The 12,718-nt window shown below is 66.3% G+C and carries 11 protein-coding genes; 8 read left to right on the top strand and 3 right to left on the bottom strand.

Features of this window, described 5'->3' with window-relative positions; translation table 11 throughout:
• Nucleotides 1–73 precede the first annotated feature (73 nt).
• Entirely contained in the window at nucleotides 74–1,120 is a 1,047-nt protein-coding gene (locus M2395_RS04100; protein ID WP_123430672.1) for a helix-turn-helix domain-containing protein, read from the bottom strand.
• A 326-nt stretch (nucleotides 1,121–1,446) separates the two neighbouring features.
• Here M2395_RS04100 and M2395_RS04095 point away from each other — a divergent pair, with 326 nt between their 5' ends.
• From M2395_RS04095 to M2395_RS04075, 5 genes are read left to right on the top strand one after another with little or no spacing between them, the layout of a single operon-like run.
• Nucleotides 1,447–1,980 (top strand): 2,4'-dihydroxyacetophenone dioxygenase family protein, encoded by a 534-nt coding sequence (locus M2395_RS04095; protein WP_011061645.1) that lies wholly within the window; start codon nucleotides 1,447–1,449, stop codon nucleotides 1,978–1,980.
• Between the two features lie 34 nt (nucleotides 1,981–2,014).
• Nucleotides 2,015–3,295 carry an MFS transporter gene (locus M2395_RS04090; RefSeq protein WP_123430671.1) on the top strand — a complete coding sequence of 427 codons (1,281 nt, stop codon included), beginning with the start codon at nucleotides 2,015–2,017 and terminating at the stop codon, nucleotides 3,293–3,295.
• The gene (locus M2395_RS04085) at nucleotides 3,295–4,365 is read left to right on the top strand and encodes a 2,3-butanediol dehydrogenase (protein WP_123430753.1); all 1,071 of its coding nucleotides are present in this window, start codon (nucleotides 3,295–3,297) and stop codon (nucleotides 4,363–4,365) included. The genes M2395_RS04090 and M2395_RS04085 overlap by 1 nt, the downstream gene beginning before the upstream one ends.
• A gap of 56 nt (nucleotides 4,366–4,421) precedes the next feature.
• Complete coding sequence (locus M2395_RS04080) at nucleotides 4,422–5,723, top strand: carbohydrate porin (RefSeq protein ID WP_123430670.1); 1,302 nt, start codon at nucleotides 4,422–4,424, stop codon at nucleotides 5,721–5,723.
• Between the two features lie 35 nt (nucleotides 5,724–5,758).
• Nucleotides 5,759–7,420, top strand: a complete 1,662-nt coding sequence (locus M2395_RS04075; RefSeq protein ID WP_123430669.1) for a GMC family oxidoreductase — start codon at nucleotides 5,759–5,761, stop codon at nucleotides 7,418–7,420.
• A gap of 9 nt (nucleotides 7,421–7,429) precedes the next feature.
• On the opposite strand, the gene M2395_RS04070 is transcribed toward M2395_RS04075, so the two are convergent.
• The gene (locus M2395_RS04070; protein WP_123430668.1) at nucleotides 7,430–8,521 is read right to left on the bottom strand and encodes a DUF1176 domain-containing protein; all 1,092 of its coding nucleotides are present in this window, start codon (nucleotides 8,519–8,521) and stop codon (nucleotides 7,430–7,432) included.
• A 114-nt stretch (nucleotides 8,522–8,635) separates the two neighbouring features.
• The gene (gene hpaA, locus M2395_RS04065; RefSeq protein ID WP_011061651.1) at nucleotides 8,636–9,565 is read right to left on the bottom strand and encodes a 4-hydroxyphenylacetate catabolism regulatory protein HpaA; all 930 of its coding nucleotides are present in this window, start codon (nucleotides 9,563–9,565) and stop codon (nucleotides 8,636–8,638) included.
• Nucleotides 9,566–9,762: 197 nt separating this feature from the next.
• Here hpaA and M2395_RS04060 point away from each other — a divergent pair, with 197 nt between their 5' ends.
• The 3 genes from M2395_RS04060 to hpaE are packed head-to-tail and all read left to right on the top strand — an operon-like array spanning nucleotide 9,763 to nucleotide 12,693.
• Entirely contained in the window at nucleotides 9,763–10,422 is a 660-nt protein-coding gene (locus tag M2395_RS04060; RefSeq protein ID WP_053151968.1) for a fumarylacetoacetate hydrolase family protein, read from the top strand.
• A 9-nt stretch (nucleotides 10,423–10,431) separates the two neighbouring features.
• Nucleotides 10,432–11,232 carry a fumarylacetoacetate hydrolase family protein gene (locus tag M2395_RS04055; RefSeq protein ID WP_019095470.1) on the top strand — a complete coding sequence of 267 codons (801 nt, stop codon included), beginning with the start codon at nucleotides 10,432–10,434 and terminating at the stop codon, nucleotides 11,230–11,232.
• Nucleotides 11,233–12,693 carry a 5-carboxymethyl-2-hydroxymuconate semialdehyde dehydrogenase gene (gene hpaE, locus M2395_RS04050; RefSeq protein WP_015635872.1) on the top strand — a complete coding sequence of 487 codons (1,461 nt, stop codon included), beginning with the start codon at nucleotides 11,233–11,235 and terminating at the stop codon, nucleotides 12,691–12,693.
• Nucleotides 12,694–12,718 lie beyond the last annotated feature (25 nt).

The following is a 12,718-nucleotide window of genomic DNA, read 5'->3' as shown; positions in this document are numbered from 1 at the left end:
GCCGCTCTGCCCAACCGGCCATCCTTCCCCCGCTCCCCTGGGCTACTTGCTGCAACAGTGTGGCCCGGGTGGGTCAGTTGTCTTGCTCCAGGCCCCGGAGATTGTCGCCACAGGCGTGACCGACGCTTTCGGCTGCCGGGCTTGCCAGGGTTGCGGCTAACCCCAGGGCGCGTGCCTCACTGGGAGTTTGCTGGAAGCGGCTCTTGAAGGCCCGGGCAAAATGCGCCTGGCTGGCAAAGCCGTGCCGGTAGGCGATCTCGCTGATATCCAGGCCCGCTCCCTGGCTGCTGCACAGCAGTTGACGGGCCTGTTGCAGGCGTTTTTCCAGGATGAAGCGGCTGGGTAGCGTTTCTTCCAGGGCGAACAGCCGGGCCAGGTGCCGGGTGGAAATGCCGGTCTGGGCCGCCACCCGCTCGCAGCTCAGGGTCGGGTCGGCCAGCTGTTCATGGATGCATTGCTTGGCCGCCAGCAGGTAGGAGGCGCTCAGGGCGTTGATTGGCCGTTCCCCCACATGCCCGGCAATGATGCTGGCCAGAAGCTCGAAGGCCTGCTCCTGATAAGCCTCGGCCTCGGCGCACAGGGGTTGCTGGAAAAAGCCCCGGGTACGTTCGCCCAGGGTGCGCAGCAACAGGCGCTGGACCCCGCTTTCGACGCTGATCCGCAAAGGCCGGTCGAAGCGTTTCAGGCAGCGTTCGGCGAACTGCTGCTGGGGAATGTCGAAGATGAACTGGCGCATGGCCCCGGAAAAGCCGAACAGATAGGGCTTGTCGGTGCGGTAGACCACCAGCTCCCCCGGCTCCAGCACCTGGCAGGCGCCATCCTGGTAGAAGAACGAGCCGCTGCCGGTGACCAGGGACACGAAGATCGACTCCTTGGGCACGCCGCGGATCATCGAGGTGTCGCGCTCCACCACGTGTTCGTTGCCGACGATGCGGGCCAGGCGCATGGCGCTCAATTGCAGGTTGTCCTGGCTGGCGGCGAAACCGCCCTCGGCGTAGGAGTTGCACTTGAGCCCCACCAGGGTGCTGGCGTTGTAGTCCTCCCAGAAGGCCAGGCGTTGGTCCAGGTCGACGGCCTGGGTGCTGGCATGCCGGGTTTCGAGCAAGGCGCATGGAGACATTGTTGTTCTTCTCATGGCGGCGGGATGTTCCCCGGACGGCAAGGCAGTGTCCGGACACCTGGGGCCGCAGGCACTGCGGGCTGCGGCCATTCATTAACATCTGAACTATATAGCCTGTCAACTTGAAACGCAGTGGGGCCCGGTCGCTTTGAGTGCGTCATCGGCTCTCTATCGGCCGTAGGAAAAAAGCCGTCCGAAACAGACAAACAACCAGTCCGATCCGTGCAAACCCTTGCCCCGCTCCCGACCTAAAGTCTGCGCCGTACCCCCATGGCCGCCCTGCCCGGCTGCCCAGGCTCCTCCCATAACAACAACCGAGGCCCACCATGCCCGAAGCCGCCCACCGTGAATTCTGGAAAGACCTGCAACCGATCGCCAACTGCTTCAAGCCCGACGCCAAGCCGGAGGTCTACCTGCCCGACGCCGCCAGCGACGACCTGAGCCTGTACGTGCCCTTCACCGAGACCGTGTCCTCACGGCCACTGTGGATCTCCCCCAGCGAAAACCGCTGGTGCGACATTCTCCTGGCCCGCAGCGCCGGGCTGGTGAACCGCCACTACCACCCCCACGAAGTCTTCGCCTACACCCTGTCCGGCAAATGGGGCTACCTGGAGCACGAGTGGACCGCCACCGCCGGGGACTTCGTCTACGAGACCCCGGGCGAAGGCCACACCCTGGTGGCCTATGAGCATGAGCAGCCGATGCGGGTGTTCTTCATCGTCAAGGGCCCGCTGATCTGGCTCGACGAACAGGGCGAGCCCGACGGCTACTTCGACGTGCACTCCTACATCGCCATGTGCCGCGCCCACTACGAAAAGATCGGCCTGGGCGCCGCCCATATCGACACCCTGTTCCGCTGACCGGCGCTGCCCACGCCTCCTTCGGAGAACCACCATGGCTTATAAAAACAACAAGGCCGGTTACGAGAACACCTTGCTGGGGGTGCTGTTCCTGACCTTCGGTTTCGTCTTTTTCGATCGTCTGGCGCTGTCCTTCCTGTTCCCCTTCATGGCTGACGAGTTGCAACTGAGCAACAGCCACCTGGGCATGCTGTCGTCGATCCTGGCCCTGTCCTGGGCGGTGTCCGGGGCCCTGGTGGGTGCCTGGTCGGACCGCCGGGGCGTGCGCAAGCCGTTGCTGATCGTCGCGGTGATCCTGTTTTCCCTGTGCTCGGCGCTGTCCGGGCTGGTCACCGGCTTTCTCAGCCTTTTGCTGTTCCGCGCCATCATGGGGCTGGCCGAGGGGCCGATCCTGCCGCTCTCCCAATCGCTGATGGTGGAAGCCTCCTCGCCCCATCGCCGGGGCCTGAACATGGGCCTGCTGCAAGGGTCGGCGGCGGGCCTGTTGGGCGCGGTGATCGGCCCGCCGGTGCTGATCGCCCTGGCCGAAGCCTACGGCTGGCGCCACGCCTTCATCATTTCGCTGATTCCCGGGCTACTGATCGCCCTGCTGATCTGGCGCTACGTGCAGCCCGACCCACCGCGACACGAACCGCGAGCGCACACCCCGTCCAGCCCGGGTGGCAGCCATCGCCTGGCCCTGCTCAAGAGCCGCAACATCGTGCTCTGCACCCTCATCAGCTGCGTGTTCCTGACCTGGTTCATCATCCTGATTTCCTTCACCCCGACCTTCCTGGTCAAGGTTCGCGACTACAGCCCGGCCAGCATGGGCACGGTGATGAGCTGCCTGGGAGGCGCCTGGGTGCTCTGGGGCTTCGGCGTGCCGGCAATCTCCGACCGCCTCGGCCGGCGCCCGACCCTGGTGCTGTTCTCGCTGATTGCCGCTTGCTGTCCCATCGCCCTGCTCTACGCCTCGTCGCCCTGGATGCTCGGGGTGCTGATGCTGCTGACCTACACCGGCCTGGGCTGCTTCACCCTGTTCATGGCCACCATCCCCGCGGAAACCGTGCCCCGCGAAGTCATGGCCACGGCCCTGGGCATGATCATGGGTATCGGCGAGCTGGTGGGCGGCTTCATCGCTCCGACCATTGCCGGCTTCGCCGCCGACCGCTTCGGCCTGTCGATCGTCATGTGGATGTCCTGCGGCGGCGCATTGCTGGCCGCCGTGCTGGCCCTGTTCCTCAAGGAAACCGCCCCCGCGGTACTGGCCCGCCAACAACGCCGGCACCCCGGCCCCAACCCTGCACCCAGCCCGAGCCTGGGAGGAAACCCATGATCAAAGCACTGCAATGGCATGCCGCCCGCGACCTGCGCCTGACTCAGCTGGAACCGCGCCAGCCCGGCCCCGGCGAGGTGTTGCTGCAAGTCGCCTACTGCGGCATCTGCGGCAGCGACCTGCATGAGTACGTCGATGGCCCTCACTCCATACCTCAGCAGGTGGCTCACCCGCTGTCCGGTTGCCGGGCGCCGCTGACCCTGGGCCACGAGTTCTGCGGCCAGGTAGTAGCCCTGGGCCAGGGCGTGGATGCACGGCTATTGGGCCAGCGGGTTGCGGTGGAACCCGAATACCGCTGCGGCGAGTGCTCGTACTGCCAGATGGGCCAGTACAACCTCTGTGAATCCATGGGCTTTATCGGCCTGATGGGCGACGGCGGCTTTGCCGAACAGGCGGTGGTACCGGCCTACATGCTGCACCTGCTGCCGGACAGCGTCAGCTTCAAGCAGGCGGCCGTGCTGGAGCCGGCAGCGGTGGCCTACCACGCCTTGAACCAGAGCAGCCTGATGGCCGGCGACAGTTGCGCGGTGTTCGGCCTGGGGCCCATCGGCCTGCTGCTGGTGCTACTGGCACGGTTGCGAGGGGTGGAACGGATCTACGCCGTGGACCTGGACCCCGAGCGCCGGCGCCTGGCCCTGGAGTTCGGCGCCTCTGAGGCCCTGGACGGCGCCGACCCGCAACTGCAGGCACGCCTGCGGCAGCTGAGCGCCGGTGGTATCGACAGCGCCTTTGAGGCCGCCGGCAGCCAGCAGACCCTGAGCCATGCCCTGCACTGCCTGCGCAAGGGCGGCGAAGCGGTGCTGGTGGGCTTGATGGGCGACGTGCAGTTCGATGCCTTCCACCTGGTGAACAACGAGTTGCGCCTGCTCGGCAGCGTCGGCTACCGCCACGTCTACCCCGAACTGATCCAGCTGCTGGCCAGCGGGCGCCTGGACCTGAGCCGGGCGGTCACCCGCTGCGTGGCCCTGGAACAGGCGGTGGAGCAAGGCTTCCAGGCGCTGTTGCAAGACAAGAGCCAGATCAAGGTGCTGGTCAACCCGACCCCGGCCCTGGCCCTGGCCGATGCCTGAACAAACGATGTGCAACCGACACTCAAGACAAAAACAACAAGAAACGAGTACCCGACATGAATGCAACCTATGCGCTGTGCCCGCTGCTGGCCGCCTTGCTGCTGCCCCTTGATTGCCTTGCCCAGACGCCGCCCACGCCGCGTACCGGCCCGCTGTCCGGCCTGGGGGACTACCTGGCCGACCGTGGCATCACGCCCCATGTGCAGTTCCTCAGCCTGGCCATGAAGAACCTGGACACGGGCCCCCGGCCCCACAGTTTCGGCAACAGCGGCGACCTGTTCGTCGGCGCCGACATCGATCTGGGGACCTTCGCCGGCCTCGACGGCGCGACCCTGCACTTCGAGCAGACGCTGTTCATCCTCGACCACGAGACCGGCGTGCCCACCTCGCGCAACTGGCAGGGCGCCGCCGGCAGCTACTTCGGCGGCGCGCCGATCCACAACGACCTCACCAGCAACCAGTTGAGCCTGCTGACCTACCAGCAGACCTGGCTCGACGGCCGGGTCGACCTGAGCCTGGGGCGGACCAACGCCCGGCGCTACTTCTATATCTACAACTGCGAAAGCACGGTGACCTGCAACGACCCGATCATCGACTCTTCCACCGGCATCCTGCCGCCGCCCTACGGCAGCTGGGGCGGCTACCTGAAATACCAGCTGACGCCCCAGTGGTACGTACATGGCGGCGCCTTCGAGTCCAACCCGGTGGACTACCTGAAGGAGCGCAAGGGCCTGGATTTCAGTACCGACGACGCCAGCGGCACCAGCCTGCTGCTGGGCATCGGCAGCCAGAACCGCGATGCCTACAGCTCCCACTACGAGCTCAACGGCTACTACAACACCTCCAAGCAGATGGACCCGCTGACCGGGGCCATGGACTTCGGCACCGGCGGTGCCTTCTTCAAGTTCCAGCAGGCACTGTGGCGTGCCGACGCCGGTACCGGCAGTGCGCCCCAGGCCCTGCTGCTGTTCGGTTCGCTGTCGGCGGCGGCCGATGACAAGCAGCCCTTCAGCCAGTTCGCCGAGGCCGGGCTGACCTACCTCGCGCCCTTCGACCGGCCCCAGGACAAGCTCAACCTCAAGGCCAGCTACCTGCGCCTCAACGACCACCAGCTGCGCTTCCAGCAGCAGGCCCGCATCGCCAACGGCGGCGACCCGCGCCTGGGCGAACGCAATGTCTACGCACTGGAAGCCAACGCCCATATCGCCCTGACCCGGCAACTGGCCCTGGAGCCCAGCGTCCAGTACCTGGTCAACCCGGACAACTTCTACAACCCCGAAGCCCGCGAGCTGAGCGGCAACGGCTTTGTCGTCGGCCTGCAAGTGACCCTCGACGTTGGCTCGCTGCTGGGGCTCTGAGATGGATTTCTGTGACTGCCCAAGAGGTATCCCCCATGAGTGAAAACACCACGCAGACCTTCGACTACATCGTGGTGGGCGCCGGTTCCGCCGGTTGCGTGCTGGCCAACCGGCTGTCCGCCGATCCCAAGGTCCAGGTGTGCCTGATCGAAGCCGGGCCCAGTGACCGCACCTTGCTGCCCGCCGCCTATGTGCGCACTCCGGCGGGGATCATCCGCCTGATCGCCAACCCGCGCTGGAACTGGATGCACCAGTTCAGCCCACAGGCCAGCAGTGGCGACGTGCCGATCCCCTGCCCCCGGGGTCGGGTCTGGGGCGGCTCCAGCGCGATCAACGGCATGATCTATATCCGCGGCCATCGCCTGGACTTCGACCGCTGGGCCGCCGCCGGCAACCAGGGCTGGAGCCATGACGAACTGCTGCCCTACTTCAAGCGCTCGGAGCATTTCGAACCCGGCACCTCGCCGTGGCACGGCCAGCACGGCGAGCTCAACGTCGCCGAGCAGCGCAGCCCGAGCCCGGTCAATCAGGTGTTCTACCAGGCCGCCACCGAGCTGGGCTGGAGCTACAACCCGGACTTCAATGGCCCGGAGCAGGAAGGCTTCGGGCCCTTCCATGTCACCCAGATCAACGGCGAGCGCTGCAGCGCGGCACGGGCCTTCCTGCACCCGATCCTGCACCGGCAGAACCTGACGGTACTGAGCAGCACCCTGACCCACCGGGTGTTGCTGCAAGGCACTCGTGCCAGCGGTGTGGAAATCAGCCAGGACGGCCGGGTCTGGCAACTGCAGGCACGCCGGGAAGTGATCCTGTGCGCCGGGGCGATCAACTCGCCGCAACTGCTGTTGCTCTCCGGCATCGGCCCGGCCGAGGAGCTTGCGCGCCACGGGATCGTTTCCCGCCACCCGCTGCCAGGGGTCGGGCTCAACCTGCAGGATCACCAGGACATCGTGCTGATGTACCGCAGCGACCCCGAGCTGGGCTACGGCATTTCCGCCAAGGGCCTGCTGCCCCTGGCCCGCTCACCCTGGCAGTACCTGACCCGGCGCCAGGGCCCGCTGACCTCCAATACCGTCGAGTCCGGAGCCTTCCTGCGCCTTGCGCCCGAGGACCCGGTGCCGGAACTGGGGCTGATCGTCGCCCCGGCCCTGAAGAACCAGCCCCAGCGCCTGATCCCCGTGGGCCACGGCATCAGCCTGCATGTGGCGGTGATGCACCCGCAGAGCCGCGGCCGGGTGCGCCTGAATTCCGCCGACCCGCACGACAAGCCGCTGATCGACGCCAACTTCCTCAGCCACCCCGAAGACCTGCGCAAGCTGGTGGCCGGCTTGCGCCTGGTGCGCCAGCTGGCAGCGACCCGGGCCTTCTCCCAACGCCTCAAGGGTGAGCTGGTACCCGGGCCGCAGGTGCAGAGCCAGGAGCAGATCGAGCAATGGATCCGCCAGCACCTGGGCACGGTGTTTCACCCGGTGGGCAGCTGCAAGATGGGCCACGACGAACTGGCGGTGGTGGACGACCAGTTGCGGGTCCACGGCCTCCAGGGGCTGCGGGTGGCGGACGCCTCGATCATGCCGAGCCTGATCACCGGCAACACCAATGCGGCGGCAATCATGATCGGCGAAAAGGCCGCGGACCTGGTGCTGGGCACGGCACCGGCGCAACCGAGCAACGTGCTTCAAGGCGAAGCTTGCACCTGATGCCGGGGCTCAGGGGCGCTTGGGTGCCTCGGCGCTCCAGAGCACCGGCCAGTCTTCGTAGCCCAGGCCGCTGCAGGTGGGCATGCGCCGATAATCGGTGAGCTGGAAGGCCTGGCCATCGAAGTGCCAACTGGCCATTTCACCGCAGTCGCCTATCCCGCGGCCCATGAGGAAACTGCTGAGCTCGCCGGTCTCGGGGTAATAGTTGAGGCCCCCGGCATGGTCGACGCTGCCGGCCGGCAACGCCTGCATCTGCAGGGGCTGCAGCGCATAGGGCGCCGTGCGCGAGCGGCTGCTGATATCGAACAGGCAGATGTAGGCACCGCAATCGGAGAACTCGAAGACCAGCGCCTGCTGCGCGGTCAGGGGATAGACCTCGATCCTCGGTGGCATGACGTAGTCATCGGCATCTTCGGTCTTTGCCGGCGGCAAGGTTTTGCGCACCGCCGCCAGCAGCCCGGTGCGCTCTCGGGCGCCGAGGGGCTTCACCCCGGGATAGGGGCGCAATGCCGCGGCCGGCTGCACCCCGGGCACCGCGCTGGCCGGCTGTTCGCCGAGTGCCGCCAGGGCGCTGACCGTGCCCAGGCGTTGCTGCACCTGGTCCACCCGTTGCAGCAAATCCGGCAGCCCCTTGAGCAGCACCTGGGCCGGCTCCTCTCCCGGCAGTTCCAGCACCTGCGCGGTGCGCAGGCGCGCCAGCCATTGCCGGGCCAGGGGCTGGTCATCAACCCGGTAGTACTGTTGTTCACGGGTGCTGTCGGGGGCTTCCACTTCCTGGACCAGCGCCGCCAGCAAGCCGGGCTCCAGCGGCTGGCCATCCAGGCGCAATGCACCGAGTTCCAATGGCGCGCCCTGGTGCTCCAGTTGCAGTTGCAACAGGCCTTCGGGGCCGGCCTGGCTGCGGATTTTCAGGGTCAGGTGGTTGACCCGTTCGGCAAAATCGATGTTCGGCGCGTAGAGCAGTTGGCAGTCGCGGCGGTTGTCGCACGCGCCGATCCAGCCCTCCTGTTGCAACCACAGCGGCGTCAGCTCCGGCAGCTCCCGGGCCAGGCACGGCAAGGCGCCAAACACCAGCAGGGGCAACACAACGGTACGCAGCATGACGACGCTCCTTGTCGGGCAAAGGCGCGGATTCTGCCACGCCCGCCAGACGGCGAATACCGCCAGGGTCAGTTGCCTGGGCGCGGCTCCATGGCATCAGCCCTGCCCCAGGGATCAGGCACCCGGCGCATTTGCGCCAGGGGCAGGCGCCTGCCCCTGGCGCAAGCGGTATTCCCCCGGCGCGGTCTTGGCGTAACGCTGGAAAAACCGGCTGAAATAGGCCGGGTCCTTGAAGCCCAGCTGGTAGCAGATTTCGTTGATCGAGCTGCCGGTGAACAGCAGCAGGCGCTTGGACTCCTGCATCACCCGTTCATGCACCAGGCGCTTGGACGGCAGGTCGGCGATGCGCCGGCAGACATCATTGAGGCGCGCCTCGGTCACTCCCAGGCTGCTGGCGTAGCGGCCCAGGGGCCAGTGCTCCAGGTAGCGGGCCTCGATCAGCTCGTTGAAGCGGTGGAAGATCTGCAGGTCTTCATGGCGTGCCGGGCGCGCCGTCAGGGAGTTGGCCGACAACCGCAGCAGGCTGATCATCAGCAGCCGGGTCAGGGCTTCCAGCGCCGGCTCGCGCCCCGGGCCCTGCCCGGCAATCTCCCGCTGCAATTCATGGAACAGGCCCTCCAGGCGTCGTACTTCGCCGGCGAACTGCGGCCCCAGGCGCGCCAGGGCCACGCACACCGGCGGCACCTGGGGCGCCGGGGCCAGTGCCGGGTCGGCGCCGATCAACTCCCACACCAGTTGCTGGCGCACGGTCAGCACATGGCCTTCGCTGTCGGCCTCGGTGACGAAGGCGTGGGGAATGGTCGGCGGGGTCAGGAAGAACATCGGCCCCGACTCCAGATACTGCTGATCGTCGAGGTAGACCCGCACCGCGCCGCTCTGCACGTAATGCACCTGGAAGAAACGGTCGTGGCGATGCACCGGCATGTTGCGACCGAAGAAGCCGGCCAGGTTGCTGAGCTTGTCGTAGTGCACCTGGGCATCGGCGTAACGCTGGTCGTAGACCTGGCCGATGTTGATGTTGGGAATCGGTTGGCGTGGGTTCATGGCGCCCTTCTGTTTTTATTTTGATCCACGCGGACCCTGCGCATCCTGCGTGATTCGCGGCTTGCCCGCCACTGCGGGATGGAAGCGGGCAGTCCATCGCTTGACGATCGTTAACATATTAAATATAACGTTAACACATTAACGAAATCGACCCGCCAGCGGCAAGCCGCTACGGGTACGGACACCAGGAGAGCCCGATGAGCCGTGCACTGAACGATCACGCCGGCGGCACCCTGTTCGGCGTTGCGCTGAACTACCAGGGGCTGCTGCAGAGCCATCTGCAGAGCTTCACCCAGCCGCCCTACCAGAAGCCGCCGGTGAAGCCGGTGCTGTTCATCAAGACCCCCAACACCCGCAACAGCCATGAGGCGCCGGTGGTGTTTCCCCAGGGTGTGGAGCGCCTGCAGCCCGGCCCGGCCCTGGGCGTGGTGATCGGCAAGCGCGCCAGCCGGGTGCGCCTGGAAGACGCCCTGGAACACGTGGCCGGCTACACCATCGTCAACGAATTCAGCCTGCCGGAAGACAGCTACTACCGCCCCGCGGTCAAGGCCAAGTGCCGGGACGGCTTCTGCGCCCTGGGCCCGGAGCTGGTACCGGCCGCCGAGGTGCCCGACCCCCATGCCCTGAGCCTGGAGCTGTGGGTCAACGGCGAGCGGGTGCAGCACAACAGCACCGCCAACCTGGTGCGCAGCATTCCCCAGCTGATTGCCGAGATCAGCGAGTTCATGACCCTGCACCCCGGTGACGTGCTGATCACCGGCACTCCGGAAGGCCGGGTCGATGTACGCCCCGGCGATCGGGTCGAAGTGCAGATCAGCGGCCTGGGCCGCCTCGCCAACACCATCGTGGCCGAATAAGGAACCGACATGAAACATGCACGCATTCGTTATCAGGGCCAGGTCCACCAGGCCCTGGTCACCGGCCCCAACACCCTGCAACTGGAAGACGGCCGGGTCCTGGCCGAAGACCAGGTGCAGTGGCTGCCGCCGGCCACCGGGACCATGTTCGCCCTGGGCCTGAACTATGCCGACCACGCCGCCGAGCTGGCCTTCAAGCCGCCCACCGAACCGCTGGTGTTCATCAAGTCTCCCGGCACCTACACCGGCCACAAACAGGTGACCTGGCGCCCGGACAACGTCGCCTACATGCACTACGAGTGCGAGCTGGTGGCGGTGATCGGCAAGACCGCGCGCAACGTCAAGCGCGAGGATGCCCTGGACTACCTGGCCGGCTACACCCTGTGCAACGACTATGCGATCCGCGACTATCTGGAGAACTACTACCGGCCCAACCTGCGGGTGAAGAACCGCGATGCCACCACCCCGGTAGGCCCGTGGATCATCGACGCGGCGCAGGTACCCGAACCCAACAACCTGACCCTGCGCACCTGGGTCAACGGCGAGTTGCGCCAGCAAGGCAGCACCGCCGACATGATCTTCGACATCCCCTACCTGATCGAATACCTGTCCGGCTTCATGACCCTGCAACCGGGGGACATGATCGCCACCGGCACCCCCGAAGGCCTGTCCGACGTGGTGCCCGGCGATGAGGTGGTGGTGGAAATCGAAGGCATCGGCCGGCTGGTCAACCGCATCGTCAGCGAAAGCGAATTCTTCACCCATCACGCCCACCCGGAGCCCACTGCCGTGGCCAAGGAGCACGCATAAATGATCAAGCACTGGATCAACGGCCGCGAAGTCGAAAGCCGCGAAGTGTTCACCAACTACAACCCCGCCACCGGTGAAGCCATTGGCGAGGTGGCCAGCGGCGGCGCCGAGGAAATCGCCCAGGCGGTAGCGGCGGCCAAGGACGCCTTTCCGAAATGGGCCAATACCCCGGCATCGGTGCGCGCGCGGCTGATGCGCCGCCTGGGTGCGCTGATCGAAGAGAACGTGCCGCACCTGGCGGAGCTGGAAACCCTGGACACCGGCCTGCCGATCCACCAGACCCGCAACGTGCTGATTCCCCGGGCCTCCCACAACTTCGATTTCTTCGCCGAGGTCTGCACCCGCATGGATGGCCACAGCTATCCGGTGGACGACCAGATGCTCAACTACACCCTGTACCAGCCGGTGGGCGTCTGCGCCCTGGTGTCGCCATGGAACGTGCCGTTCATGACCGCCACCTGGAAGACCGCGCCGTGCCTGGCCCTGGGCAATACCGCGGTGCTGAAGATGAGCGAACTGTCGCCGCTGACCGCCAATGAGCTGGGCCGGCTGGCGGTGGAAGCCGGGATTCCCGCCGGGGTGCTGAACATCGTCCAGGGCTACGGTGCCACCGCCGGCGATGCCCTGGTGCGCCACCCGGACGTGCGGGCGATTTCCTTCACCGGCGGCACCGCCACCGGCAAGAAGATCATGCAGACCGCGGGCCTGAAGAAGTACTCCATGGAACTGGGCGGCAAGTCGCCGGTGCTGATCTTCGAGGACGCCGACCTGGAACGGGCCCTGGACGCCGCGCTGTTCACCATCTTTTCCCTGAACGGCGAGCGCTGCACCGCCGGCAGCCGGATCTTCATCCAGGAAAGCGTCTACCCGCAGTTCGTCAAGGAGTTCGCCGCCCGGGCCAGGCGCCTGATCGTCGGTGACCCGCAGGACCCCAAGACCCAGGTCGGCTCGATGATCACCCAGGCCCACTACGACAAGGTCACCGGCTATATCCGCATCGGCCTGGAAGAAGGCGCAACCCTGCTGGCCGGCGGCCTGGAACGCCCGGCCAACCTGCCGGCGCACCTGGCCCGCGGGCAGTTCATCCAGCCCACGGTGTTCGCCGACGTGGACAACAAGATGCGCATCGCCCAGGAAGAGATCTTCGGCCCGGTGGTGTGCCTGATCCCGTTCAAGGACGAGGCCCAGGCCCTGCAACTGGCCAACGACACCGAGTACGGCCTGGCCTCCTACATCTGGACCCAGGACATCGGCAAGGCCCATCGCCTGGCCCGTGGCATCGAGGCCGGCATGGTGTTCATCAACAGCCAGAACGTGCGCGACCTGCGCCAGCCCTTCGGCGGTATCAAGGGTTCGGGCACCGGTCGCGAAGGCGGCGAATACAGCTTCGAGGTCTTTGCCGAGATCAAGAACGTCTGCCTCTCCATGGGCAGCCACCACATACCGCGCTGGGGCGTGTAAGGTTCAGAACCGTCCCGGATCACCC

Origin of the sequence: Pseudomonas sp. BIGb0176 (assembly GCF_024810175.1) — a bacterium.
GTDB lineage: Bacteria > Pseudomonadota > Gammaproteobacteria > Pseudomonadales > Pseudomonadaceae > Aquipseudomonas > Aquipseudomonas protegens.
Note: the sequence above shows the minus strand (reverse complement) of the source record. Positions and strands in the feature narration are given on the sequence as shown.